The organism is uncultured Mycobacterium sp. (genome assembly GCF_964249325.1).
In the GTDB taxonomy this organism is placed as follows: domain Bacteria; phylum Actinomycetota; class Actinomycetes; order Mycobacteriales; family Mycobacteriaceae; genus Mycobacterium.
This window is the reverse complement of the sequence record NZ_CAXUCH010000003.1, coordinates 14,090-40,635: the sequence shown is the minus strand read 5'-3', so window position 1 is coordinate 40,635 and position 26,546 is coordinate 14,090. Positions and strand designations below refer to the sequence as shown.

The 26,546-nt window shown below is 64.9% G+C and carries 17 protein-coding genes and 3 pseudogenes; 14 read left to right on the top strand and 6 right to left on the bottom strand.

Features of this window, described 5'->3' with window-relative positions:
- The first annotated feature begins 123 nt into the window (after positions 1 to 123).
- Entirely contained in the window at positions 124 to 1,671 is a 1,548-nt protein-coding gene (locus tag ACFE99_RS00980; RefSeq protein WP_375481552.1) for a molybdopterin-dependent oxidoreductase, read from the top strand.
- Between the two features lie 3 nt (positions 1,672 to 1,674).
- On the opposite strand, the gene ACFE99_RS00975 is transcribed toward ACFE99_RS00980, so the two are convergent.
- From ACFE99_RS00975 to ACFE99_RS00965, 3 genes and pseudogenes are all read right to left on the bottom strand, one after another.
- A complete protein-coding gene (locus ACFE99_RS00975; RefSeq protein ID WP_375481550.1) occupies positions 1,675 to 1,875 on the bottom strand; it encodes a hypothetical protein in 201 nt (66 codons plus the stop codon).
- A 419-nt stretch (positions 1,876 to 2,294) separates the two neighbouring features.
- Positions 2,295 to 3,311, bottom strand: coding sequence for an ABC transporter substrate-binding protein (locus ACFE99_RS00970; protein WP_375481548.1), 1,017 nt, complete (start codon positions 3,309 to 3,311; stop codon positions 2,295 to 2,297).
- Positions 3,312 to 3,519: 208 nt separating this feature from the next.
- Positions 3,520 to 4,370, bottom strand: a pseudogene (locus tag ACFE99_RS00965) (mycofactocin-coupled SDR family oxidoreductase).
- A 498-nt stretch (positions 4,371 to 4,868) separates the two neighbouring features.
- On the opposite strand from ACFE99_RS00965, the gene ACFE99_RS00960 reads away from it, so the two are divergent.
- The 5 genes and pseudogenes from ACFE99_RS00960 to ACFE99_RS00940 form a co-directional block, all read left to right on the top strand.
- Positions 4,869 to 5,159 carry a hypothetical protein gene (locus tag ACFE99_RS00960; RefSeq protein ID WP_375481582.1) on the top strand — a complete coding sequence of 97 codons (291 nt, stop codon included), beginning with the start codon at positions 4,869 to 4,871 and terminating at the stop codon, positions 5,157 to 5,159.
- A 2-nt stretch (positions 5,160 to 5,161) separates the two neighbouring features.
- Complete coding sequence (locus ACFE99_RS00955) at positions 5,162 to 6,049, top strand: hypothetical protein (protein ID WP_375481546.1); 888 nt, start codon at positions 5,162 to 5,164, stop codon at positions 6,047 to 6,049.
- On the top strand, positions 6,033 to 6,293 hold the full coding sequence (locus tag ACFE99_RS00950) for a hypothetical protein (RefSeq protein WP_375481544.1): 261 nt from the start codon (positions 6,033 to 6,035) through the stop codon (positions 6,291 to 6,293). Before ACFE99_RS00955 ends, ACFE99_RS00950 begins: the two co-directional genes overlap by 17 nt.
- Positions 6,294 to 6,401: 108 nt before the next feature.
- Complete coding sequence (locus ACFE99_RS00945) at positions 6,402 to 6,818, top strand: barstar family protein (protein ID WP_375481542.1); 417 nt, start codon at positions 6,402 to 6,404, stop codon at positions 6,816 to 6,818.
- Positions 6,819 to 7,013 (top strand): annotated as a pseudogene (locus tag ACFE99_RS00940) (FIST C-terminal domain-containing protein); the annotation flags it as partial.
- 284 nt (positions 7,014 to 7,297) lie between these two features.
- On the opposite strand, the gene ACFE99_RS00935 reads toward ACFE99_RS00940, so the two are convergent.
- From ACFE99_RS00935 to ACFE99_RS00925, 3 genes are read right to left on the bottom strand one after another with little or no spacing between them, the layout of a single operon-like run.
- Positions 7,298 to 7,726: a PIN domain-containing protein gene (locus ACFE99_RS00935; protein ID WP_375481540.1), complete on the bottom strand. Its 429-nt coding sequence runs from the start codon at positions 7,724 to 7,726 to the stop codon at positions 7,298 to 7,300.
- Positions 7,727 to 7,729: 3 nt separating this feature from the next.
- Entirely contained in the window at positions 7,730 to 7,981 is a 252-nt protein-coding gene (locus tag ACFE99_RS00930; RefSeq protein WP_375481537.1) for a type II toxin-antitoxin system Phd/YefM family antitoxin, read from the bottom strand.
- A gap of 13 nt (positions 7,982 to 7,994) precedes the next feature.
- Positions 7,995 to 8,138 (bottom strand): hypothetical protein, encoded by a 144-nt coding sequence (locus ACFE99_RS00925; RefSeq protein ID WP_375481536.1) that lies wholly within the window; start codon positions 8,136 to 8,138, stop codon positions 7,995 to 7,997.
- 312 nt (positions 8,139 to 8,450) lie between these two features.
- Between ACFE99_RS00925 and ACFE99_RS00920 the strand changes: the two genes are divergently transcribed.
- The 8 genes and pseudogenes from ACFE99_RS00920 to ACFE99_RS00885 all read left to right on the top strand — a co-directional run.
- On the top strand, positions 8,451 to 9,527 hold the full coding sequence (locus tag ACFE99_RS00920; RefSeq protein ID WP_375481534.1) for an HNH endonuclease: 1,077 nt from the start codon (positions 8,451 to 8,453) through the stop codon (positions 9,525 to 9,527).
- 162 nt (positions 9,528 to 9,689) lie between these two features.
- Positions 9,690 to 9,857, top strand: a complete 168-nt coding sequence (locus tag ACFE99_RS00915) for a hypothetical protein (protein WP_375481532.1) — start codon at positions 9,690 to 9,692, stop codon at positions 9,855 to 9,857.
- Positions 9,858 to 10,056: 199 nt separating this feature from the next.
- Positions 10,057 to 15,192 carry a DEAD/DEAH box helicase gene (locus ACFE99_RS00910; protein ID WP_375481530.1) on the top strand — a complete coding sequence of 1,712 codons (5,136 nt, stop codon included), beginning with the start codon at positions 10,057 to 10,059 and terminating at the stop codon, positions 15,190 to 15,192.
- Positions 15,189 to 18,047 (top strand): helicase-related protein, encoded by a 2,859-nt coding sequence (locus ACFE99_RS00905; protein WP_375481528.1) that lies wholly within the window; start codon positions 15,189 to 15,191, stop codon positions 18,045 to 18,047. Before ACFE99_RS00910 ends, ACFE99_RS00905 begins: the two co-directional genes overlap by 4 nt.
- Positions 18,044 to 22,153 (top strand): Eco57I restriction-modification methylase domain-containing protein, encoded by a 4,110-nt coding sequence (locus ACFE99_RS00900; RefSeq protein WP_375481526.1) that lies wholly within the window; start codon positions 18,044 to 18,046, stop codon positions 22,151 to 22,153. Before ACFE99_RS00905 ends, ACFE99_RS00900 begins: the two co-directional genes overlap by 4 nt.
- The gene (locus ACFE99_RS00895; RefSeq protein WP_375481524.1) at positions 22,146 to 23,510 is read left to right on the top strand and encodes a hypothetical protein; all 1,365 of its coding nucleotides are present in this window, start codon (positions 22,146 to 22,148) and stop codon (positions 23,508 to 23,510) included. The genes ACFE99_RS00900 and ACFE99_RS00895 overlap by 8 nt, the downstream gene beginning before the upstream one ends.
- A gap of 184 nt (positions 23,511 to 23,694) precedes the next feature.
- Positions 23,695 to 25,793 (top strand): annotated as a pseudogene (locus tag ACFE99_RS00890) (3'-5' exonuclease).
- Between the two features lie 10 nt (positions 25,794 to 25,803).
- Positions 25,804 to 26,546 (top strand): DUF262 domain-containing protein (locus ACFE99_RS00885; RefSeq protein ID WP_375481522.1); only part of this gene is annotated, 743 nt, incomplete at its 3' end.

The window sequence follows — 26,546 nt, the reverse complement described above, 5'->3', positions numbered from 1 at the left end:
GTACCCGCATAGTCCGCAGAATTCGCAACAAACCGGGTAGGACGGCAGTATGCCGGTGTCGCCGGTTCGCCTGCACAGCAAGGCGTTTGCGGTCATTAAGGGGAACGCGAGTACAGTAGTTCGATGGTCGTCGCCCCGTCCAATCCGCGGATGATCGCTGGGGTTGCCGCCGCGTCCGTCTCGCTCGGGGTAGCGCAGCTGGTGGGCATCCCGTTCGGTGCGCGCGCCGATGCGCGTGCTGCGATCGGCTCGGTGGCCGTCGACGTGACACCGGGTCCGATCAAAGAGTGGGCGATTCAGACCCTGGGCTCTCTGGACAAACTCTTCGTGGCCGTCGTCGTGCTCGCGGTGATCGCTACGATCGCCGCAATCGCCGGGACACTCGAGACCCAGCGCCGCCCGTACGGCAGCGCCGCGATTGGCGCGGCGGGGGTCCTCGGATGTATTGCAGTGCTGTGGCGGCAGGGTGCGACAGCACTCGACACCATCCCTACCGTCGCGGGCGCCGCCTGCGGGGTGGCGACCCTTCGCCTGCTCACCCATCGGTTCTGGGCCGACAACGGAGACGCGGAAGACAGAGCCGACCACGACGAGCCGGATGCCGGCCGGCGCAAGTTGGTCATGTTGGGAGTGCTCGGATTTGGCGTAGCAAGTGGCGTGGTGGGTGCGGTCATCACGCGGTTGGTGCATTCGGTGGCCGGCGATCGCAACAGCTTCACACTTCCCCGACCGCGCAGATCGTTGCCACCGATACCTGCTGATGTGCAACCGAAAGGGGTTGCGCTGCCGAGCTTTATCACCGCGAGCTCCGACTTTTACCGGGTGGACACCGCGCTCAGTGTTCCCCAACTCAGCCACGGCGACTGGAGGCTGCGCATCCACGGCATGGTGGACCACGCAGCCACCTACAGCTTCGACGACCTCGTCCACTTCGACGTCGTGGAAACATTGACGACGCTAACCTGCGTGTCGAATCCCGTTGGTGGCAACCTGATTTCGACGGGCGTCTGGACAGGCTACCGGCTAGCTGATCTGCTCGCGGTGGCCGGTGTGCACGCGGATGCCGATATGGTGCTCTCGACGTCGATCGACGGGTTCACCGCCGGCACGCCGGTGCAGGCGCTCACCGACGGCCGCGACGCGCTGCTGGCCGTCGGCCTGAACGGTCAGCCGCTGCCGATCGAGCATGGCTACCCGGCCCGGCTGGTAGTACCCGGCCTTTACGGGTACGTGTCGGCCACCAAGTGGGTCGTCGAGATGGAGCTGACCCGCTTCGACAGAGCGGAGGCGTACTGGACGCGGCAGGGCTGGGCGCCGCGTGCACCGATCAAGACCGAGTCGCGGATCGACGTGCCGAAAGGCGGCCAGAAGGTGCGGATGGGGCCCGTGGTGTTTGGCGGTGTCGCGTGGGCACAGAATCGTGGCGTGCGGGCCGTGGAGGTCCTCATCGACGACGGCGTGTGGCAGCCCGCGCAACCCGGCGCGAGCTATTCCAACCAGACGTGGCGGCTGTGGAGCTTTCCCTGGCAGGCGAAAAGCCCTGGGAAACACACCATCACCGTGCGCGCCACCGACAACACCGGAGCTATCCAAACGGCAGATCGGGTTGGTCCCGTCCCAGACGGCGCCACCGGCTGGCACACGGTGGACTTCACCGTGGCCGAGGCATGAGCACTATTTCGACGACAGTTTGCGCCAACTGAATACCGCAATCACGATGCCGATCAGCACCGTGATCGGGCCGATGATGGACCAGGTCGTGGTGTTGCTCATCGGGCTACCACGAAGCACTCCGAATCCCTGGAGCGCCCAGATCAGACCGAAAACTGCGACGATCAACCCGAAAGCGAACGTAACGACGAAAGCCCTTCTCATATAGCGATGCTAGGCGCCGGAGAGGGGATGTCGCGCCTTGACCTAGCAGACCGCTACTGGCCCCCGGGAGTTCGCCATACACGAGTCGGACGGCGCTCCTGACGAAAAGGAGCGCCGTCCGAAGCACGAACCACCGGTTACCAATCGTGCATGATGGCGCAGTGAAATGTGGCCTCGGCGTCAGGAGACATTTCCTGCCTGACGCAAGCCCACCGCGCTGTGCCCAGTTGATGGGCCTTGCTTTACGTGGGTGCCTGGTGCTCGTGCTGGGCGCCACAGCTGAGAGGAGGAATCTTCGCTTGCGGTCCGACCTTGGTCTGCCGTGGATCCGTACCCTTAGGTCTACCCCGCCTATCCAGCTAAAGCAACAGTAAAACCATTCGGGCCGAGGGTTCAATGGGCTGATGTGACTTCGACGCTCATGTGCGACGAAGCGGCGGATCAAGCAGCACCCGCTGTCCGCCTCGCCACTGAACGACGCGAATCTGATGGCCGGTTTGCACGCCGGTGACCGGGTCGACACGAAACCGACCGAATAAGGTGGTGGTGTCGAGTCGTTGTGACGCGGCCCGTACCGGCAACGATTCAACCGTTTCGGCCTCCTTCACGCAGCGCTGCCAAACGACACCGGCGGCAAAGGCCGCAGCAGCCGGATAGGGCGGCGCAGTACCGTTCGCGTCCCGGTAACACTGGCTGAACCACTCGCTGTTGGGTCCGTCCGCGGGATCATCTGTCCCGTCGTCGAACCACTGGCAGGGTCCGCAAAGCCCCTCAACGCGATCACCGATGGCGTGCCGGAGCTCGTCGACTCCCGCAGCGACCAATCCAACTGCGCGCCAAGGGCGTTCGCTGGCCCACTGCGCGATGGCGACGTCATCCTCGAAGGAACCGGCCGATAACAGCACATCGCCCGCCGGGACCTGCGCCAGCACGTCTCTCGCCCGGGCTGGCCGAAAAGTGACCGATCGCCGCAGGAGACCGAGTCGCCGGGCCGCCACCGCCGCCCCTTCGGCCACCTCGCGGCCGAACCCTGTGTCGACGTGGATTATTACTACCTCCGCTCCCTCACCAAGACCTTCGGCGGCAAGGGTTTCGAGCACCGCGGCGAGATAGCGGTAAGCGGGAGACTCCACGTTGATGACACCCGGATACGCCGGCCGCGCCAGCCTGGCGGTGGCGCCACCGTGGTTCCAGACGACCCCTTTGCTGGCGGCCGCGGCCGCGAGCGCCGGCCCCGAACCGTAGGGCCCGAACACCACGTCGGGCCGGCCAGCCTCGGCCGCCCGTATCGCGGACGCCGCGGAGGGGTAAGCGTCGATCACCTCCAGACTTACTCCGGAACGCTCGGCCCAGAGAGCGAGGGCGCTCGCCCCTGCTTTCCCGAATCTGGCCAGCGGCCCCGACAGTGGGGTAACCAGGACGGCGCGAGCTGCCACGCCCACAACTTAAGCGTGTCGAACAACCGCCCGCTCCCCGGGGCAGTACCGGTCGTGGCATCCCACTGCTTTTCAACACCATTGCCGGGCGCTGAGCTTGTCTGGGGAGAAGTCGGCGGCTGGCCCGGCAACAGCGTTGTGATGTCCAGCCATCACAGCGGGGTCATGTGCAGGCCCTCGAACCAGCAGACTCATCCGGCCCTCGCAGTTACTTGAGGCAGCTGCCCGCATCGATCGGCAGTGCGACGCCGGTGATGTAGCGGGATTCGTCGGACGCGAGGAACAGCACCGCGTTGCTGATGTCCTCCGCCTCCACCCACGGGATCGGCAGCGTGTGAAACATCTGGCAAAACGGGGCCAAATCGTCGGGGCCGGGATTCTCCAGGTCGGGGCGGACCATCTTGTACAGTCCCTCGTTCAGCACCGTCGGAGTGTTCACGAACGTGGGGTGCACCGAGTTGACGCGGATCATGTGCTGACCCAGTTCGACGGCGAACGCCCGCATGAGACCAACGACACCGTGTTTGGCGGCCACGTAATGACCGAGACGCGGAAAGGTATAGGCCTCGAACCCGTTGACTGCTTGTCAGCACGATCGAACCCCACGGCCGCCCGACAACATATGCGGACACCGGCTTTCACGGTTTTCCACACGCCCGACAGGTTCACATCGATCATGTCTTGCCAGTCTCTTTCGCTGACTTTATCGAGTGTGTCGCCCTCGTCGCTGCCGGTGTTGCTGATGCCTGCATTGGCCACGATGACGTCCAGCCGGCCCAGCTGCTCCACGCCGCTGTCCACTGCGGCTTTGAGGGCCTCGTAGTCACGCACGTCGATTTCGGCTGTGACAATGCGGCGGTTGTGGCCCCTCGCTAGATCCGCGGTCCTGGCTAGATCCTCCGGAGTGGACGGCGGGTTTAAGAATCCTTCGATCGGCTTGCAGATTTCGATGGCAATGATGTCCGCACCCTCTTGCGCCAATCGCACCGCATGCGCGCGGCCTTGACCGCGCGCCGCCCCGGTGATGAACGCGACTTTGCCTTCGACTCGCCCAGCCATAACTAACTAATTCTCGCTTCTTCCAACCAGGTTCATGACACGAACGCTGGTATTGCCACCTCCCAGCCATGCACCGTCGAGGCCGACGGTTGGCGTCCACCCTCGTATCTCTTCTTTTTTCGCGGGCTCAAGAGAGCACCGAAAGCCGTTGCGGCTCAGAGGTATGAGCGGATGAATTCGAGAACCTAGTCGACCGTGGCGAAGCCGCCGAAGGTGGCTCTCGCCGGAGCGCAGGCTGAGTTCGCCGTCTTGCAGGCGCGAGACCGCCGGTTGGACGCCGGCGATGGGCGCCACAGGGTCGGAGTCGTCGTGCCACCACCGCACCGGCACCTTCACGTCGGGTATAGGGCGAACGGCGCTCCAAGTTCGGCGACAAGCCGGTCCATACACACAGGTAGGCAGTGAAACGATCGACGACCTTATCGCCAAAGGCGACGATGCCTCGCGGTGACTGGTTAGTGAGTGATGTGTTTGCCTACACTTTGGCCCGTGCAGCAGATGTTGCGTGTGGATACCGCTGGTGTGCAGGCGATGGCCGCCCGCTGGGGTGCTTCGGCGGGTGACCTCGACGCCACGGTAGCTCCGGCGGGGCTGGGCTTGTCGTGTCAGGTCAGCGCGGCCGCGGTCAACGCCGCCCATGTTGATGTCGCGGCGTTCACCGCAGGGCTGGCTGCACGGGTGGGTGTTCACGCCACGGGCGTCGCACAAGCCGATAGCTGCTATCTCGCCCAGGAAGCTGCTTCTGCTAGCGAGCTGGCTGCTATCGCTCCGCCGGTGATCAGCGCCTAGCGATGTCGGCGGTTGCAGGGGTTCCTGGCCTGTCGGCGCTGTTGGCCTGGCCCACCGAGCACCTCACTGAGGCAGCCGATCATTGGGAGGCCGTGGGCGAGCGTAGCTACGGGGTGGCCCACCAGGTATGGCGGGACACGCTGTCGGTCGATTGGCACGGCGAGGCGGCGGATGCGCTGCGCACCGCGACGCACGCCGACATGACAACCACCAGCGCAGTAGCCGACCAACTGCAGGCGGCGGCCAGGGTCGCGCGCGGCGGGGCCTCGGACCTGGATGCGGCCCGCGCGCGAGTACGGTACGCCGTCGAGGACGCCCACACGGCGGGCTTCGAGGTGGGCGAAGACCTTTCGGTCACCGACCGCATGACCGGTGGATCAGTCGCGGAGCGGGTTGCCCGGCAAGCCGCTGCACAAGCATTCGCCGGCGATATCCGTCAGCGCGCCGCCCAGCTGGTAGGCCTGGATGCTCAGGTCGCGGCTAAGGTCACCGCGGCCGTCGCCGGCATTGGCGATACTTTCCCGCAAATCCCCGCTCCAGTCGCTCCGCCGACCGAGGGCGGCGTCCGCGCCGTCGACAACCGCACATACAAACAAGATCCGCCATCGCCGTTGCCGATCGATCCGAAAGACATGACAGCCGATGAGGCGCGCGCAGAATGGGCCAAAGTAAATGCAGAGATACGGGCGTGGAACGCCCGGTGCGGCGTCGAAAACGTCGGGCCGCTCCCGCCGGCACAATACAGCGCCTGCGTTGCCTCGCGGGGTCCTCTTCTGGAGAGGCAGGCCGCGATCAGAGCCCGGCTAGGGCAACTCGGCATACCCGTAGACGGCGAAGGGTCCGCTTCTCCGCCGGAACGGATGGGGGGAATCCGTGAGCAACGTCCTTGACGCCATCCCCCACCACGCCCGCGTGTTAATCATCGAAGAACTCAAGCGTCGTAACCGCGCTCTCTTGGCGGCGCTTTGTACCACGAAGCAACCGACCAACGACCAGAGCGATCGCGTTGTGTTGGGTGCGCTCGCACCCGCATTGCGGGAAAACCTCGGACCCGACCATGTGCCTAATGAGTACGGTTTAGCGGTCGAACGCGCGATTGACGCCTATCTAGAAGCGTGGCCGAAATACCGGTAATCGTTTCACTGGATCCGATAGCGCACGACCCTGAACCTTGACGAATTCCTGTCGCAGGCCGGTGACTACGGGCGCGGCGTCGGTATCCACCCCGCGGCGTCCACGGCGGTGGCGCCCCGGGCCGGTGTCGAGCTTCGAACAATCGACGGGGCGCACACCAAAACCCTGGACGCGCTTTACGACGCCTTCGCCGAGCCCCGGCATTTCCCGCCGTGGGTCGGCCCCAATTCGCGTGCCTTTGATGATTTCATGCGCGACTTGGACAACATGGTCAACATCGCGACCGAAGGACCGCCTGCCCCCTACCTGACTGACATCACCGATGCGCACCTAATCCTCGCCGACCAACAGGAAGCCTTTTCCTGGTTCGCCAGTTACATGCCGTTCTACCGTGACTACTACCGCGTCGAAGCCACCCCGCTAGCGGCCTTCGGCTTGTTACTTTTCCGCACCCCCGATCAAGTCCACGAAGTTCGCGCACGCTGGCTAGCCGTCGGCATCACCGTCGCAACAGTGAAGGTCTGAGGAACGCTGTTGTTCACATGCAACGGGCGCGGGCGGCGGATGTTCGGGGTCGCCGACCACGACGCATCAACGATCTCCGAACTGCTGGGCGGAATTCCGCTCGCCGGTTTCTTCGCCGCCAGGGAGATCGGCCCGATCGCGGGCCATAACGCGCTGCAGGGATTTACCGCGTCGATGGCGCTGTTGGTGGAGTGAGCTGTTGCCGGGGCCCTGCCGGGTGCGTCGCGTCTGTCACAGCGGTCAGCGTTCGCGGCCGACAATGCGAATGGCCCGCGTACGAGCGAGTTCAGCGACAGGCCGGGCCGTTGACCACGACGGCGTGTGGTTCGAAGATCGCTGCGATGCGGAAGAGCAAACGGGATTGCCGATAAGGCTGTTGGTCGAGTGCAGTGGGTCTGATTGGCCGGGAGGTTATTCAAGCAGTGGCTCCCCGCAGACAACGCATTCAAGAGTGCGTCAGCGCGGGAACACCCACACGGTTACTGGTCCACGGTAGCCGTATTCGCCCCAGGTTCTGGCGGCTGAACCTCCGATGGACGGCGAACGTCGATGAGATCGCCAATGATCAGGAAGTCACCGGTATTGTGGGTGAGCAAGGGCACGCCGTGAATGCTTGCGGTGGCAGCGATTACGAGATCGATTGAGCGGCGCCGCGGCTGGCCACCCCGATTACTCACGGCAGCTGACAGCCGACCCCACTCTCGAGCGATCTCGACTGTGATCGGCAACGGCTCAAACGCCGATTCGATTGCGCCCAGCCGCTCGACACGAAGAGCCCGCTCATCCTCGTCGCTGGCGACAAGCGCGCCGAAGTGGAGTTCAGCGATTGACGCAACACTGATCGCGGCCTCGACGTGCGATGGCGGTTCCTCCCCGATAAGGACCGAGGTATCAAGGACTACGCGCATCCGCTACTCAAACGGGTCAACAATCGAAACCGAAAACCGCTCGATGTCAGCGCCAAGTGTTTTCGGCGCCGGGGTGCGCCAGACGGCGCTTAACGCCGGCCCACCGATCCATTGCCGCTGCGTGGCTGGGCCAAGCTGCGCCACCGGCCGGCCTGCAACAGTGATCGTGATCTCCTCGCCCGCTTCCGCCCGGCGTAGCACCTCGCCGACGTTATTGCGCAGTTCCTTCTGGGGAATGGTCGCCACAGCAGTCATGGTAGCAGAACTGCTACCATGCCTGCGATTCGGCTGGCGTCGGCCAGATCGTCGAAAAAATGCGGCCCTGCCCCGCAATCCTCTGATTGCTGCTTCGCACCGCGGTGATATTCATCAGCTTGCCGGGCCGGTCAACGCCGTCCAGCCAGAGCCGCATACCGAATAGATGCTGTCTAGCGTGACGCCCCGTTCGCCGGCGATTGCAATTAGGACTTCGAGGACGCCAGCGGCCTCCTCGATGACGGCGTCTGTGGTGTCTGCGGCGATGAGTTCATCGACCTCTTCGCGCAGCTTGTCGCGGAAGCCCGATTGATTCGCGCACGCGATAGGTCACACGGGGTTTGCGTGCGGAGGCTCGAATGATCTTGGGAATCTTGTCCCGAACGAGTTTGCCCACGCGGTTTCCCTCTCCCTCGCAATAATACGGTGGTGCAGTTCTATCGCGCCGGACTGACATCGCGGGTGCGCCGTGGACGGTGACGCCGGCGACCCGCTTCTGCTTGGGCAGCGTGTGGTCGCGATTCTCGAGACCGGCCTGCGCACGGCCACCTACAAGCTCGCCACGCTGATGGCTTTGATCGACCACTGCATCGAGAACATGCCCGAGCGGCCCGGTGATGTACTGCGAGTGCCGATTTCTGATCTCGCGCAACGGGTGCTGGAGATCTACTGGCTCCAGGTGCGCCCATTCGAAGGCCACGAATTACGCCAAACAACAGGATCACGTGCACGAATCCTGATCGCCACGAATGCGTTACGCGAGGCGGCCGGGATCACACGTAGTGGTGCGTCGGTGGAGGTCGCCCGGCTGCGCGCGCCTGATACATACCGATTCGCCATCGACGAGATCGCGCTGTGCCTGGCGCAGCAGCCGTTGCATCGGCTGCAGAGACTGCCGGGGTTGTCGGCGAGTGATCCTTTTCTGTACGACGACTCGTTCCTGCACGACCACGTGTCGCGGTCGACGCTGCGCGCGCATGGCGACGCCATCGACCTGAAACCGGGTGTTGCACACGGCCTTGCGCGGCTGGCCGGGCTACTCAAGCCGGCGCTAGAGATCATGTGGGTCGACGACGTGCGCCGGATGAACAGGTTTCTCCACGCCGAGGTTCCCGACGTCGCGGGCCATCTGTTCGGTCGTGAGCGCACCGCGCTGGCCGGCGTCCGCGAGCCGTTCAAGGAGGCGTTCGGCCCGCACTGCTTCTACTGCGGCACGCACTTGCCGACCAACAATCCGGTCGACCATGTGCTGCCCTGGTCCCTGGTCGGTATCGACGGGCTGGCCAATCTGGTGCTGGCGTGCGCGCGTTGCAACGGCGACAAGGGTGTCGCGCTGCCGGCAGTGTCGATCGTCGACCGGGTGCTCGACCGTGACCGAGAAGTGCTGGAGCAGATCGCATCCGAGATCCAGTGGCCGACGCAGCATGATCGAGTCGTGGCCGCGGCGCTCGGTATTTACCGCGTGCAGCCTGCGGGCGTGCCGACGTGGTCCGGGTACAACCAGACCGAGAGGCTGGATATCAGCTTTCAGCTGTCATGGACGTGAATCGTGGGGAGCGTCAACACAGTTGAGCGCCAAATCAGTTCTAGGAACCGTCGGGGTCGAACGGGCGACGACGTCTGCGAACTGCAGCGACGCAACACGAAAGCCGAACACTTCACATTCAGCCCGTTGAGCAACTCATTCTGACGGTCGCAGGCGGTGACCGTGCTGACCGGTAGGCGCGGCACCGGCAAGACCACCGCGGTGGCGCGGCCGGTCGAGCGGGGCGCGCTCGCCGGCGCGTCGAGCCCCCGGATCCCGTGGGTGGCGCCGGTCGGCAAAGGGGCCGCGCGGCAGCTTGGCGGCGGCCGGTTGAGTATGCGTGAAAAGTAAAGGCTCGAGCCGACCGCGCCGAGCAATACAAGCCACGCCTGCGCAACCAACTCCAGGGTGGCGGCGCGCTTCTTCTGACGTCACGGGGTCAATCTCACAACGCCGTACTGAAACGTGTGATCAAACTTGCTTCACATGTCGGAGCACACACGTATCGTCGGCTAGTCGGGTCCAAGCGAAGGTGGAATTGGGAGGGATTGTGGACGCCTTCGGTGTGCTTGACGGGGTGCTCGACGACTACCAATCGTTCGTCGCCGGCTTTCTAAACATCCAGGACGATCGCGTCCGCCAGCTGGTCGAGGGGGAGATCGAAGAGGGTCTGCTGTGGCCAAAGCCGTGGCTCGCGCTGAACCCCGCGTTTGAGTCGGGTGGGACGGTAAGCGACCTGGTAGATCGCGGTGTGCTGCACCCCGACGCCCGTCAGATCTTCCGAGTCCGTACTGAGGACGACTGGTTCGGCCGTGAAATCGGTTTCCACCGCCATCAGAGCGACGCGTTCGAGGTCGCCAACCGGCGCGAATCCTACGTGCTGACCACCGGTACCGGCTCCGGCAAGTCGCTGTCCTACATTGTGCCGATCGTCGACCGGGTGCTGCGCGAGGGAGCCGGCAAGGGTGTGCGGGCGATCGTCGTCTACCCGATGAACGCGTGGGCCAACAGCCAATGCAACGAACTGGAGAAGTTCCTCGGCAAAGACAACCCCAAGGTGACCTTCCGGCGCTACACCGGCCAGGAAAACAAGGTCGAGCGCGAGGAAATCCTGAAATCGCCGCCGGACATCCTGCTCACCAACTACGTGATGCTGGAGCTGATGCTGACCCGGCCGCGGGAGCGCTCATCGCTGATCACCAACGCGGCAAACCTCTCGTTCCTGGTGCTCGACGAGCTGCACACCTACCGCGGACGCCAAGGCGCGGACGTCGCGATGCTGATCCGTCGGCTGCGCGGCGCGGTCGCCGCGACGGCTTTGCAATGCATCGGGACCAGCGCCACCCTTGCCGGTCCGGGCACCAAGGCGCAGCAGCGCCAGCAGGTCGCCGAGTTGGCGACACGCATCTTCGGCACGCCGATCCCCCCGCATAACATCATCGGTGAGACGCTGCGCCGGGCCACCGAAGGCGAGACGGATTTGGCGGCGCTCACCCCGAGACTCGGTTCGCCTGCGCCCACCAGCTGGGAGGAGCTGCGCACCGATCCGCTGGCGATCTGGACCGAACAGACCTTCGGGCTGTTCACAGACGACGAGGGCAATCTCGCTCGCCAGCGACCTACCACGCTGCTGGCCGCCTCCAACGCTCTTGCCGCGCAGACTGGCGTCGACGAAGCGACCTGCGCCGACAAACTAAGGGAACTACTCCTCGCCGCGCGCAGTGCCACCGACCCGCAAGACCGACCGCTGTTCGCGTTCAAGCTGCACCAGTTCATCGGCAAGGGTGACACCGTCTACGCCACCCTCGAAGCACCCGAAACTCGTTATCTGACAACCCAATATCAGCGCAGCGCCCCACAAGGAAACCCACACCGGCCGCTTTTTCCGCTGGCGTTTTGCCGCGAATGCGGCCAGGACTTCCTGGTGGTCAACCGCGAGCGCGGCGGAGAGAGCTTCAGCCCTCGGTCGCTCAACGACACCCGTGGCGAGCAGGCGGAGGCCACCGGGTTGCTCTACCTCTGCGCCGAGCCGTGGCCCGCGGTCAACGATCCCGCGCTGCTCGACCTCGTTCCCGACGACTGGGTGATCACCGACGGCGCAGACCGCAGCCTCGACCCCGCGCGCCGCACCCGGCTGCCGGCCGCCGTGCGGGTCGACGAGTACGGCACGGTCACCGACGAGGGGCTACCCGCCGCATTCTTCGAACGGCTGGATTTCTGCCCGTCCTGCAAAACCAGCTACGAAAGCCACAAGCAGTCAGAGTTCTCCCGGGTGGCCAGCCTCGGCACCGAAGGCCGCGCCAGCGCGGTCACGGTCCTGACGCAGTCGATTGTGCGGGCCCTGCGCGACGAGCCCGACCTTGATGACGACGCCCGAAAGTTCCTTGCGTTCAGCGACAACCGTCAGGACGCCAGCCTTCAGGCCGGTCATTTCAACGACTTCGTCCTGGTCGGTCTGGTGCGCTCGGCGCTCTACCGGGCCGCGCGCGAACAGGACCCCAACGAGCCGCTCACTGACGAGGACCTAGGCTCCCGGGTGGTCGCGGCGCTCGGCGGCAACCTGAAGGTTTTCGCCAAGGACGAGGACACCGCCGACGAGCCGATGCCGCGCAAGCGCATCACCCGCGCGCTGCGCGACGTCGTCAGCTACCGGGTGTGGGCGGATCTCAAACGCGGCTGGCGCATCACCATGCCCAATCTCGAACAGACCGGCCAACTCAAACTCACCTACGCCGGTATCGACGAACTGGCCGAAAATGACACAAAATGGCCGGCTTTCGGTCAGCCCCTGGCCGGCGCCGAACCACACACCCGCAAAGACCTGATGGACGTCCTGCTCGATGAGCTGCGGCGCAACTTGTGCATCGAGTCGGAGTTCCTCACAGAGGAGAAGTACGACAGCATCAAGCGCGCCAGCCAGGACTGGCTCAAGCTGCCCTGGGCATTGACCGACGAGACCGGCGTCTATTCAGGAACCGCGTATGCCGGCAGCCGCCCTCGCTCGGAAGTCACGTTCGGCGGCGACCTGTATCTCTCCGGCCTCGGAGCATACGGACGCTGGCTACGCCGAAAGCCGCGGTTCCCCGCCCACGACCACCCGCTGAGCCCGGCGGATGCCACGGCGATAATCGAAGCGCTGCTCAAGGCGATGGCCGACGCCGGGATCCTGGCCAAGATCACCGAACCGAACCGGCGAACCGGCTACCGGATTCAGGCCAGCCTCATCGAATGGCACGCCGGCAGCGGCGAATACCGCGCGCCCGACCCGATCCGCGGCAACCAGAAGAAAGGGCGCGTCAATCCGTTCTTCCGCCGTCTGTACGCCGAAACCGCGCAGGGATTGGTCGGATTGGAAGCGCGCGAGCACACCGCCCAAGTCGAGCCCGCCAAACGCCAAGAACGTGAACAGCTCTTCAGCCACGCCAAACTACCGGTCCTGTACTGCTCGCCCACCATGGAGCTCGGCGTAGACATCAAGAGCCTCAACGTGGTGGGCATGCGCAACGTCCCGCCGACCCCGGCGAACTATGCGCAGCGCTCCGGGCGTGCCGGCCGGTCGGGTCAACCCGCGATTGCGTTCACCTACTGCGCGACGGGAAACGCCCACGATTCTTACTATTTCGCGCGAAGCCAGGACATGGTGGCCGGCGCTGTCGCCCCGCCCCGGCTGGAGTTGGGCAACCAGGACCTGGTGCGCGCCCATGCCCATTCGATCTGGCTGGTGGTGTGCGACCTGGACCTCAAGGCCAGCATGGTCGACCTGCTCGATATCGAGCAATCAGACCTCCCGCTGCGGCCCGACGTGCTCGCCAAGATCGAGTCGTCGGCGAACCGCGCGGCAGCAATCGAAGCCATCGACAACGTGCTGTCCGCCACCACCGAAGTCATCACCGCGCCGTGGTGGACCGAAACCTGGGTCACCGACACAGTAGACAAGGCGCCCAAGCGTTTTCACCACGCGGCAGACCGCTGGCGCGGCTTGTACATCGAAGCGCAAAACGAGCTGGACGCCGCCAACGAGGTGTTGAAGCAGATCGGGGCATCAGAGTCCTCCAAACGCCGCGCCAAAGCCAGGATTACCGAGGCCCGTGCCGCGCTGGATCTGCTGCGCGGGCAAGTCGACGACATCGTGCAGGGCGACTTCTACCCGTATCGCTACTTCGCCTCCGAAGGATTCCTGCCCGGCTACTCGTTCCCCCGCCTGCCGCTGGCGGCATTCATCCCGGGCGAGCGGCGCACACAGCACGGCCAGGGCGACTATGTGCAACGCCCGCGATTCCTCGCGATCAGCGAATTCGGCCCCGGCGCATTCATCTACCACGAGGGCGCCCGCTACGAGGTCGACCGCGTCACGTTGCCCGCCCGTACCGACGGCACCGGAGTCAATGTCACTGCCCTCAAACGCTGTCGGCGCTGCGGTTACCTGCACGACGCGGAAACACCAACCCCCGTGGAGATCTGCGAACACTGCGGCTTCGAATCGCTGGACCCCATGCACCAGATGATGCGGCTGCTGTCGGTCAAGACCCGCCGCCGTGACCGGATCAGCGCCGACGAAGAAGAACGCCAGCGCGCCGGCCACGAAATCGTCACGGCGCTACGGTTCGTCCCGCACGGTGTGCGCGCCGGGCAGCTCACCAGCACCATCACCGAGAACGGCGCGCAGCTGGGCACCATGACTTACGGTGACACCGCGCTGATCCGGCGGATGAATGTCGGGCTGCGGCGCCGCAAGGACCCTAACGTGCGCGGCTACCTACTCGACACTCAAGAAGGACGCTGGGCCAAAGAGGCTGACATCGAAAAGTACGCCGCCGAGGACGGCCGGATCCAGCGCGTGGTGCCCTACGTGGAGGATCACCGCAATGCGCTGCTGCTGCACCTGGACCAGTCCTACGGCGAAGAGCAGCGGATGGCCGCCATGTACGCGCTGAAACGGGCGATCGAAGCGGTGTATCAGTTGGAAAGCGACGAACTGGCCGTCGAACCGCTTCCGGGGCGAACCGGCGATCACGCGTGGTCGCGGCTGCTGTTCTTCGAAGCCGCCGAAGGTGGGGCCGGGGTGTTGCGGCGCGTGGCCACCGAAGACGGTCAGCTGCGCCTCGTCGCGCGAAAAGCCCTGGAGTTACTGCACTGTGACCCCGACACGGGTAAGGATTTGCGCCGAGCCCCGCACGCGCGGGAGGACTGCGCCCAGGCCTGCTATGACTGCCTGCTGTCCTACTCCAACCAATGGGACCACCAGCAGCTGGATCGGCACACCATCGTAGGTCTGCTGCAGCGACTGACCCGGTCCACCGTCGAGGTCGGCGCCGGTGGCGAAGAGCATTCCGAACAACTCCAACGCCTCAAACAACAGAGCAACAGTCTCGAACAGCACTTCCTCGACCTGCTTGATGAGCACGGCTACCGATTGCCCGACGAATCTCAGCAACTCGTGGACGGCTATTTCGTCCGGCCGGATTTCGCCTACCACACCGGCGGCATGGATGTCGCGGTGTTTATCGACGGCCCGGTCCACGACAACGGCTATCAGCAGGAAAAGGACGAACAGGCGCGGATGAAACTGCAAGACGAAGCCGGCTGGCTGGTGCTGCGATTCCATCACGCCGACGCCGACGATGGTTGGCGCGCAACGATGGACGCTTACAAGGATGTGTTTGGCCCTGGGCGGTTAGAAGGATGACCGTCACGGACTACCCTGCAGGCAGCCTGGTTTACGCCCGCGGGCGTGACTGGCTAGTTCTGCCCGGCGCCCCAGCCGGAACACTTCTGGCGCGACCGCTCGGCGGACACGAGGACGAAACCACCGTTCTGTTACCTGAATTCGACCAACCGCGGTCTGCGACCTTCACGCCCCCGACGGTCGACGACCGCGGTGACGCCGGCCGGGCGCGGCTGCTGCGTGACGCGCTGCGGCTCTCGTTCCGCGCCACCGGCGGCCCGTTCCGCTCCTTCGCCAACCTGTCGGTGACCCCGCGCAACTATCAACTGGTGCCGTTGATGATGTCGCTGGCTCAAGACACCACCCGGCTGCTGATCGCCGACGGTGTGGGTGTCGGGAAGACGGTCGAAGCCGGTCTGATCGCCGCCGAGCTGCTGGCCACCGGTGAGGCCGGCCGGCTTGCGGTGCTGTGCTCGCCGCAGTTGGCGCCGCAGTGGCAGTCCGAGCTGCGCAACAAGTTCGGGATTACCGCGCAGCTGCTGCTGCCCTCGACGGTCAACCGGCTCAAGGTGCCCTGGGGATCGACCGTCTACCAGCACTACCCACACCTGGTGATCTCCACCGACTTCATCAAACAACGCAGCCGTCGTGACGAATTCGCGCTGCACTGCCCGGAACTGGTGATCGTCGACGAGGCGCACACCTGCGTGGCACCGGCCAGCGCCGCCAAATCCTCGCAGGCCCATCTGCGGTATGCGCTGCTGCGCAAGATCGCCGACGACCCGGGCCGTCACCTGCTGCTGCTCACCGCGACTCCGCACAGCGGCGACGACGCCGCCTGGCAGTCTTTGATCGGACTGCTGGACGCCCGGCTCGCCGAGCTTCCGGCCGACCTGTCCGGCCGTGAGCGCGAGAACGACCGTAAGTTGTTGGCGCGGTTGATGATTCAGCGGCAGCGCGCCGACATCAGGGAGTACCTGCAGGAGGACACGCCCTTCCCGAGTCGGGAGTCCACCGAAACCAGTTACCGGCTCACCCTCGCGTACCGCAAGCTGTTCGACGACGTGATGGCTTACGCCCGCGAGCAGGTCGCCGACCCGTCGTTGAGCACCGTGCGTCAGCGGGTGCGGTGGTGGTCGGCGATCGCGCTGCTGCGCTGCCTGGCCTCCAGCCCGGCCGCCGCCGAGCAGACCCTGCTGAACCGCGCCGCGGTGAGCGCCGAGAACACCGACGAAGTCGACGAGTTCGCCGAACCCCGAGTGCTGGACACCGATCTCGACGACGCCCTCGAAGGCGAAGACACCGCGCTGGGTGCGGACACCACCGAACCGGACGCCCCCAGCACCAAGACCCGGCGGCGGCTGCGGGAGCTGGCCGAGATGGCGGCCGGGCTCAAAGGGCCCCGCTCCGACGCGAAACTCAAACGGCTCACCCCGCTGGTCACCGAGCTGCTCGCCGACGGCTACCACCCCATCATCTTCTGCCGCTACATCCCCACCGCCGACTACCTCGCCGAGCACCTCACCGCGGCGCTCGCCAAGGTCGCCAATCTGCGGGTCGAGGCGGTCACCGGCACCCTGCCGCCCGAGGAGCGCGAAGCCCGCGTCGCCTCCCTCACCGCGCACGACGGGCCGCGGCTGCTGGTCGCCACCGACTGCTTGTCCGAGGGCATCAACTTGCAGGACGGCTTCACCGCCGTCGTGCACTACGACCTGGCCTGGAACCCCACCCGCCACGAGCAGCGTGAGGGCCGGGTGGACCGGTTCGGCCAGCGCGCCGCCACCGTGCGCACCGTCACCTACTACGGCGAAGACAACGGCATCGACGGGATCGTGCTGCAGGTGCTGATCCGTCGGCACGAACACATCCGGCGCAGCACCGGCGTGTCGGTGCCGGTACCGGTCGACTCGACGACGGTGATGAAAGCGATTTGGGAATCACTGCTGTTGCGCGGCAAAGACGCCGAGCAGCTAACCCTTGACTTCGGCGAGGCCACCTCCGCGTCGCTGGCCGACGAGGTGCAGGTGCAGTGGATCAACGTCGCCGAACGGGAAAAGGCGTCGCGCTCCCGCTTCCGGCAGGCCGGGCTGCAGCCCGACACGATCGCGCCCATCCTCGACAACATCCGCCGCTCGCTGGGCGGGCCGGCCGACGCCGAACGTTTCACCCGCGAGGCGTTGGCGACGTTGACCGCCCAAATCGCCGATACCCCAGACGGATTCACCGCCCGCGTCGACACCGTGCCGCTGGCGCTGCGCGACCAACTTCCGCCCGTCAAGGACCACCGGCTGCAGTTTCACCGCTCTTTCCCGGTGCCCGACGGCCATCACGTGCTGACCCGCACCGATCCGGCGGTGGAAGCGGTGTCCCGTTACGTCCTCGACGCCGCCCTCGACCCGGGTTTGGACCCCGCGCAGCGACCCGCGCGCCGCGCCGGGGTCATGCGCACCGCCGCCGTCAGCACCGTCACCACCTTGCTGGTCGTGCGGTATCGGCTGGAAGTCACCTTGCCCGGCGCGCACAACACCGTCAGCCAGGTGGCCGAGGACGCAAAGTTCTTGGCGTTCAACGCCACCGGCGACCAGCTGCGCTGGCTGCCGGCCGAGGAGGTTGACCACCTGCTCACCGCCACACCGTCGGGCAATGTCGCCGACGCGCTGGCCCAGGCGCAACTCGAGCGTGCCCTCGGCCGACTGGCGGACCTCGCCGAACATCTCGACCAGACGGGCCGTGACGCCGCGGATGCGATTGTTGCCGATCACCGTGCGGTGCGCTCGGCCAGCCGCAGCGGCGGCCGCGCGGTGAGCGCGGAATTCTTGCCGCCGGCCGACGCGCTCGGGGTCTACGTGTTCCTTCCCGACGGGAGCACCCGATGAGCCTGTTGTCGTCCTTCCGGTCGGTACGCCTGGTGGGCACCGTGCTGCCCAGCGAAGCCATCCCGCGCGCCAGCGAACTGCGCATGCCGGGCCAAAGCGCCGACGACTACCAGCTGCCGCCGGGCATGGCGGTCAACGCCGCGATCGCGCGGGCCTGGGATGCGCTGCTGGCTGCCTACCAGGCATGGCAAAGCGCGTTGGCCCGGCTGCCCGACAGCGACCTGGCCGTCAAGCTGACCCGCGAAAAGTGGCTGCTGCCACTGCTATACGAGCTGGGCTGGGGTCATCCCGAAGCGGTCAGCGGCGGGCTGGACGTCCTGCCGGGGCTCGGGGAGAGCACCGGGCGGCACTTCCCGATTTCGCACCGCGTCTGCTGGCCCGACACCGCGACCGCCGCGGCGTGGGTGCCGTTGCATCTGGTCGGCGCGAACATTCCGCTGGACACCAAGACCGCGGGGGTGGCCGCCCGCGCGCCGCAGTCGATGCTGCAGGACTACCTGAACCGGGAAGAACACTCGCTGTGGGGCATCCTGTCCAACGGCCGGCAGCTTCGGCTGCTGCGCGACGCGTCGAGCCTGACCCGGCAGTCGTTTGTCGAATTCGACCTCGACACCATCTTCGCCCACCAGCACTACGCCGAGTTCCGGCTGTTCTTCCTGACCGTGCACGCCAGCCGGTTCGTGCCCCAGCCCGACGAGACCGCCAAGAAGGCGGCCGCAGACGACGAGGACGACCAGGACGCAGAAGCTCCCACCCCCAAGCTGGCGAACTGCTGGCTGGAACGCTGGCGCACCACGGCCATCGACGACGGCGCGCGGGCGTTGCTCAACCTGCGGCAGGGCGTGGCGGTGGCGCTGCAGCATCTGGGCACCGGGTTCGTGTCACACCCCGACAACACCCGGCTACGCGAAACCTTAGCTGCCGCAGCCGATGCCGATCACGACCTGCATCGAGCGCTGCTGCGCATCGCCTACCGGCTGATCGTGCTGTTCGTCGCCGAGGACCGCGACCTGCTGCACACCGCGGCGGCCGATACCACGGCCCGCGACCTGTACACGACATATTTTTCCACCGCGCGGCTGCGCAGGATGGCCGCCAGCCATGCCGGCGGGCGGCACACCGATCTGTGGGAGGCGCACCAGATCGTCACAGACGCGCTCAGCGGCGACGGCCTTCCCGCGCTGGGGTTGAGCGGTCTGGGCGCGAGCCTGTTCAGCCGTGAGGCATTGAGCATCCTGGAGGGCGCGCGGCTGCCCAACCGTGCTTTTCTGGCGGCGATCCGGGCGCTGAGCCAGATCGACGACCCGGTGACCGGCACCCCGCGGCAGGTCGACTACCGCAATTTGGACAGCGAAGAACTGGGCGGCATGTACGAGGGGCTGCTGGCTTACACACCCCGCTATCACGCCGACGAGCGCACGTTCACGCTCGAGGCCGCGGCCGGCAATGAGCGCAAGACCTCCGGGTCGTATTACACGCCGTCGGATTTGATCAACCTGGTTCTCGAAGAAGCCCTGGACCCGCTGATCGGCGAGGCGTTGCGCGCGCCGGAGCCGGAGCAGGCGCTGCTGGCTTTGACGGTGGTCGATCCGGCTTGCGGCAGTGGGCATTTCGTGGTCGCTGCCGCGCGGCGGATCGCCTCGGCGCTGGCGACGGTCCGCACCGGCGATACCGAGCCCAGCCCCGCCGCGCTGCGCGCCGCCACCGCCGACGTGATCGAGCATTGCGTCTACGGTGTCGACCTCAACGACCTGGCCATCGAGATCACCAAGGTCGCGCTGTGGCTGGAAGCCTTCGACGCGGGCCGCCCATTCCCGTTCCTGGACGGCCACTTCCGTGTTGGCAACTCGCTGCTGGGCACCACACCGGCGTTGCTGCGCAAGAACATTCCCGATTCCGCGTTCGTGGCGCTCGGTGACGACGACAAGGAGTGGACGGCTAAGTTGAAGGCCCGCAACAAGGCCGAACAGGAGGCCGACGCGGACCAGCTGAAGCTGGACTTCGGCACCCCGAAACTCAACGTCGAGACAACGCAATTCACCAAGGCCGCACGCGAGGCGGATGCCGGCACTGCGGGCACGGTCGCGCGGATGCGCGCCCGGGCGGACGCCTGGCGCAAGCTTGAAGACGACCCGGACCTGAAGGCGCAGAAGCTGCTTGCCGACGCCTGGTGCGCGGCGTTCGTGCAACCCAAGAAGAAAGCCGCCGGGCAGGGCATCACCTACGGCGCGCTGCGCGCACTGTCTGAGAATCCCGACTCAGTGCCCGATACCGTCGTCAAACTCATCCAGGATCTCGCTCGCCAGTACCGGTTCTTCCACTGGCACTTGGAATTTCCAGGGATATTCACCGTGCCGGCGGATGGCAGCCCCGATCCGGCCACCGGCTGGACGGGCGGATTCTCCTGTGTGATCGGCAATCCGCCGTGGGAGCGGGTGAAGATTCAGGACAAGGAGTTTTTCGCCAACAACGGCCGACCCGACATCGAAGGGGCTTCCACCGCAGCGATTCGCAAGAAGATGATTGCTGCACTGGCCGACACTGATCCAGACCTGTTGCAGAAGTACCAGGATGCGCTGCGGCAGTCCGACGCCACTGCGCACCTGCTGCTCAAGAGCGGCCGCTATCCGTTGACCGGGCGGGGAGACGTCAACACCTACAGCGTGTTCGCCGAAACCATGCGCACGGTCGTAGGGCCAACCGGGGCAGCCGGCATTCTCACTCCGACGGGCTTGGCGACCGACAAGACCACCGCGCCGTTCTTCTCCGACACCCTGAGCGCCCATCGTCTCTATGCGTTCTACGACTTCGACAACGAGGCCAAGATCTTCCGAGATGTGCACCATGCGTATCGATTCGCCGTCACCACCATGACCGGGGCGGCACGGCAGGTCGAGCGGACCCGGTTTGCCTTCCTTACCCGCCACGTCCCCGATGTTCCGTCCCGGCGATTCGAGCTGGCAGCCGACGAGGTGCTCATGCTCAACCCCAACACCGGCACCCTGCCGATGTTCCGCACCCGCACCGCCGCCGACATCACGCTCGGCATCTACCGCCGCCACCCGGTTCTGATCCGCGACAGCGACCCCGACGGCAACCCGTGGGGACTGTCATTCGGCACGCTGTTTCACATGGCGAACGACTCCGGACTGTTCCACCCCGCCGACTTCTTCTCCGACGACGAGTTCAACGGCTGGTCATACATGCACGGTGGCACAGAATACGTGCCGCTATACGAAGCGAAGATGCTCAGCCACTTCGACCATCGCTTCTCGACCTACCGCGGCGCCACCCAAGCGCAGCTCAATGTTGGCTCGCTGCCCCGTCTTTCCGATAAGGAGCACGACGACCCCAACCTCGAACCGCTGGCCCGTTATTGGGTGGATCGCACAGAAGTCGCCGTGAAGCTCAAAGACAAGTGGGACCGCGACTGGCTCCTCGGCTGGCGCGATATTGCACGAGCAAGTGACTCGCGCACCTTTGTGCCATCAGTGCTACCGACAAGCGCTGTCAACCACAAGTTCCCGCTGGCGGTCCCACACGAGCCGGCATACGGCCACCTGTTGCAGGCTGTCTGGTCGAGCATGGCGTTTGACTATGTCGCTCGCCAAAAGCTCAGCGGCACCGGGATGACCTATTTCATCGTCAAGCAGCTGCCGTGTCCGGCACCCTCCACCTTCTCGCAGCCTGTCGCATGGCAACCTGAGCTCACCCTCGCTGACTGGCTGCGACCCTACATGCTCGAACTTTCCTACACCTCCTGGCGGTTGAAGCCTTACGCCGAGGACATCGGCGATGACGGTCTGCCGTTCCGATGGGATCCCGAACGTCGGGCGCTACTACGAGCGGACCTTGACGCTGCCTTCCTTCACGTATACGGGCTGAGGCGGGATGAAGCGGAGCATGTGCTCGACTCATTCCCAGTGGTGCGCAAGTACGACGAGCGTGATTTCGGCGAATACCGCACCAAGCGGCTGGTTCTCGAAGCCTATGACCGCATGGCGACGGCAATTGCCAACGGCGGCAACGGCTGGCGGCCTTTGGCCGATGTCCCAGCGGGGTCCGGTCCGCGTCACGACGCACGGAAGGTGCCCGTCAATGATTGAGAATGCCATGGGAGACCATGCAGTTGGCGGTGTTGCGCGGCCGTACCAGCTGTGGACTCAAGCTCGATCGTGGTGTGACTACGAAATCGATGTCGAGAAGGGGTATAAACCCGCGATTCGTAGCCTGTTTCCAAATGATTGGGGTGGCGAAGGCCAGGAGATCACGCCGACCGTCGAACTGATACCCGAACCCGATAGTCCTCGTGGGATGTCGGCGATCTCCGTTCGGACACGGGGACGCACAATCGGCTATCTCAAAGACGAGGACGCCCCTGCGTGGGCGGGAGTGATACGTCGCATCGTGGCGTCAGGGTTTATCCCTACGACTTCGAGCCGCATTTGGGCCTACGAATATGACGGCTGGGATGGAATCGAGTTCAACGCGGACGTGCGGATCGCTCTCGGCAAGCCTAACGAAGCGCTCCCCGTCAACGAGCCCCCCGCTGTCCCATACACGATGTTGCCGCGTTCATCGATCGTGCAGGTGACGAAGGAGGACGAGCACACCGCTGCATTGCTGAAGTTCGTACCAGAGGGTGGATATGGCGTGCTATTCGTCACGCTACATGAATGTCCGTCACAAGGGCGAGCGAAGCCCCACGTAGAAGTGCGGATCGATGACGAGCGGGTCGGCCAGCTCACACCGCAGATGAGTCAGCGCTTCCTCCCACTGGTCGAGCATCTTGAGGACAGAGGTCTCGTCACCGCGTGCTGGGGCGACATCACAGGCTCTCCGGTCGCAGCGGAGGTCCGCATCGACGCAGTGAAAGCCAACGAGGCAACACCTGAGCTACTCGACGGACCGCCAGTCACTATCCCGGCGCTGACGCCTGAGCTGTCAGACCCCCTGCGTTATGACCTTACGGCGATGCGATCCTATTTACGGCCGACGATGTTTCAGCCGGCGCCACCCCGAATGGCGCCGGAGCCGCCCGACGGATCGTTGGTCCGATTCGTCAAGAGCCGCCGCTACAACTACGTCGCAGTGCGCCGCGGAAACCATTGGGAGACCACAGCTTCAACCAACTTGGGACCGATCAGTCAAGTAATGTCGTGGTCAGACCTCGCGGCAAGGGTCCGCGCGTTCGAAATCGCCACCGCGTGGGACTGGGTCACCGACGCTCGCAATGACCCGCGTGTCCGGGAATACCTGGCGGTAGTGCGATTCACGATCGCGGGACTTTACTTCGCGGCGATCAATGTGTGCGACGAAAGCAGCGAAGCCGGCAACTGGTATACCACCATCACCGACGAGCTGAGCGAACGCCTACCCATCGGCAATATCGCTCGTTGGTCCGAGATCACCAGGTACGGCGAGTACATCCAGGTGGTGACCGCATGGGCACAAGCGCTGTGATGAGGTGCACGAAAGCCGCAGTCATTGGCGAAGGCTCATGCACACACCGGCATGGCATCGTTCGGCCATCCGCCTGGTCACCAAGCCGAGCAGGTCAGAAGGAAAGCCAGGAGTCGCCGGTATTCGCCATTCCGTTTGACCGACATCTCCTGCCAACGAATCACCTGTATCGACCAGGGAAATAATGCCAAAGCTCGCTATCGACCAAGGATTTCTCGCCGACCTCGTGAAGCTCGAGAAGCCGGTCGCCAAACGCGTCACCGAGGTGTTCGACGAGTTCGACACCGCGACACACACCGGGCTGCACCTGGAGAAGATCAACAACGCCCGCAACCCCCGATTCCGATCCATCCGGATCGACCAGTCCTGGCGCGGCATCATCCTCGCACCGATGGCCGGCGATGTCTTCACCTTGCTCAAAGTCCTGCCGCACGACGACGCGTACGCTTGGGCACAACGCAGCAACGTCTCGGTGAACACGGCCACCGGCGGAATCGAAATCCGAGACTAGGAAGCGATAGAGCGCACCCTGCCCGAACTCACCGAGTCCGCCAAGGTCGCCGACACGCTGCTGTTCGAGCATGTCGGCGACGCTGACCTCAAAAGACTCGGCATCGACGACAGACACTGGCGTTCGCGCGGGCACTGACAAGCCCTGCACAGCTGGACGCCGCCAAGTCGTTCCTACCCGAGACGCAATGGGATGTGTTGTGCGGCCTTGCCGCCGGCTACACGCCCGACGAAGTCTGGGCCGACCTAGGCGAATCGATCCTGCAAGAACCCGTGGACACCGAAGACCTCGACGCCGCGGTGTTGCGCAGCCGAAACAGGGTCGTGCTGGTCGAGGGCCCCGACGAGCTCATCAACATCTTCGCCTACCCATTCGCCACCTGGCGAGTCTATTTGCATCCTTCCCAACGCACGGTTGTCGACGCGTCGTTCAAGGGACCGGCCCGGGTGACTGGCGGTCCGGGCACCGGCAAGACGGTCGTGGCATTGCACCGAGCGCATCAGCTCGCCAAACGCAACGAGGGTCGGGTGCTGGTCACTACCTTCCTTTCGACGCTGTCGGACACGCTGCGACAGGGCCTCGACATGCTCGTCGACGACGAGGACGTCGACTCGAGGATCGAGGTACGACACGTAGACAGGTTGGCGCACTGCGTGTTTCGTGGTAAACACGGCGCACCCAACATGCTCAGCGACGTCGAACAGAAGGCGCTGTGGCGCACTGTTATCGACAAGCTCGGGCTGCCATTCAGTGACGCATTCCTCGCCGCGGAGTGGCGCCAAGTCGTGCTCGCGCGTCGCATCACCACGGCGGCCGACTATCTGGCCGCCAAGCGGACAGGCCGCGGCCGGGCATTGGGGTCAGCTCAGCGCGCCCAGGTTTGGCAAGCCATATGGGAATTCGAACAGCTGCTCAACCAGCTGGGCGCCTGGACGCACGAAACGATCCAGCGGGAGGCGACGGCCATCCTGGAGGCGAGCATAGAAAAGCCCCACCGGCACATTGTGATTGACGAGGCGCAAGACCTCAGCCCGGACCAATGGCGGCTGCTGCGCGCCGCCGTGCCTGAGGCGCCGGACGATATCTTCATCGCCGGCGACACCCATCAACGGATCTACAACAACCGGGTCAGCCTTCGCGAAGTGGGCATCAACGTCGCCGGCCGGTCGAGCAGGCTGAACCTCAACTACCGAACCACCGCCGAGATCCTGGGTTGGAGCCTCGGTCTACTGCGCGGTACCGCCATCGACGACATGGAGGGCGGCCTTGACTCCATCGCCGGCTGCAAGTCTTACGTCCACGGCGCTGCGCCCACCGCAGGCGGCTTCACGAAGGCCGATGCAGAAATGGGTTGCATCGTGTCCGCCGTCAAGGAATGGATGGCGCGGGGTATTGCACCGTCCGAGATCGGGATCGCCGCGCGCGCGAAGTGGTTCGGCTCGAAAATCGAGGATTATCTGCGCGCCGAAGGCATCCCGACGGTAGACCTGGCCAAAGCGTCCAAGGCGGACGGGGCCGTCAGCGTCGGCACCATGCACCGTATGAAAGGGCTGGAGTTCCGCTGCGTCAATGTCGCCGGCGTCAGCGCCAAGCTGGTGCCAGCGCCCAACGCGGTCACCCCCGCCGAGGAAGACCAGCAGACGCATCAACAAGACCTGGAGCGCGAGCGTTGTCTTCTTTTCGTCGCCTGCACACGGGCGCGCGAGGAGCTGCTCGTCACCTGGCATGGGGAGCCGAGCCCCTTCTTGACCGCTATCACAGAAAACTCGTGAGGATGTGTAAATGACCCGCTTGTCCACCCTGCTTGACGAAATCGACTCTGGCGCAGTTCTGCTGCCGGAGTTTCAACGCGGCTACGTGTGGAACCGCGATCAGGTCCGCGGCCTCATGCGATCGCTCTACCTCGGCTACCCGGTGGGCGGTTTGTTGATCTGGGAAACCACATCTGACGACATCACTGTGCGAGGTACGACCGGAACTGCGGGCACGCGTCAGCTTCTCCTCGACGGGCAACAACGGGTCACGTCGATGTACGGCGTTATCCGAGGTACTCCGCCGCCGTTCTTCGAAGGTGATGCGAACGCCTTCACTGGCCTGTATTTCAATGTGGATCGCGAGGTATTCGAGTTCTACGCGCCCAGCAAGATGGCCGGCGATCCCACCTGGATCAATGTGACGGAGCTGTTTTCCAAGAGCCCGGTTGACTACCTCGACTCCTTCCCGGACGTAGACCGTGAACGCGTCAAGGCGTATCTTGGCCGGCTCAACCAGATCAGAGAAATTGCCAACCGGAACTTCAACCAAGAGAAGATCACCGGAGCCGGCAAGACCGTTGATGAAGTCGTTGACATCTTCAACAAGGTCAACTCCGGTGGTACGAAGCTGTCGAAAGGCGACCTCGCGCTGGCCAAACTTTGTGCGCAGTGGCCCGAAGCCCGCCAAGAGCTTCGGGACAAACTGGACCGCTGGGGGAAGCTCGGATTCAAGTTCTCATTGGACTGGCTGCTGCGCAACGCCACGGCCGT

Excerpts from the sequence above, each read along its gene's own strand:
- ACFE99_RS00900 (WP_375481526.1), top strand. The coding sequence starts at position 18,044 with ATGAGCCTGTTGTCGTCCTTCCGGTCGGTACGCCTGGTGGGCACCGTG.
- ACFE99_RS00895 (WP_375481524.1), top strand. The coding sequence starts at position 22,146 with ATGATTGAGAATGCCATGGGAGACCATGCAGTTGGCGGTGTTGCGCGG.
- ACFE99_RS00980 (WP_375481552.1), top strand. The coding sequence starts at position 124 with ATGGTCGTCGCCCCGTCCAATCCGCGGATGATCGCTGGGGTTGCCGCC.
- ACFE99_RS00960 (WP_375481582.1), top strand. The coding sequence starts at position 4,869 with ATGTTGCGTGTGGATACCGCTGGTGTGCAGGCGATGGCCGCCCGCTGG.
- ACFE99_RS00975 (WP_375481550.1), bottom strand. The coding sequence starts at position 1,875 with ATGAGAAGGGCTTTCGTCGTTACGTTCGCTTTCGGGTTGATCGTCGCA.
- ACFE99_RS00935 (WP_375481540.1), bottom strand. The coding sequence starts at position 7,726 with ATGCGCGTAGTCCTTGATACCTCGGTCCTTATCGGGGAGGAACCGCCA.
- ACFE99_RS00955 (WP_375481546.1), top strand. The coding sequence starts at position 5,162 with ATGTCGGCGGTTGCAGGGGTTCCTGGCCTGTCGGCGCTGTTGGCCTGG.
- ACFE99_RS00930 (WP_375481537.1), bottom strand. The coding sequence starts at position 7,981 with ATGACTGCTGTGGCGACCATTCCCCAGAAGGAACTGCGCAATAACGTC.
- ACFE99_RS00905 (WP_375481528.1), top strand. The coding sequence starts at position 15,189 with ATGACCGTCACGGACTACCCTGCAGGCAGCCTGGTTTACGCCCGCGGG.
- ACFE99_RS00925 (WP_375481536.1), bottom strand. The coding sequence starts at position 8,138 with ATGCGGCTCTGGCTGGACGGCGTTGACCGGCCCGGCAAGCTGATGAAT.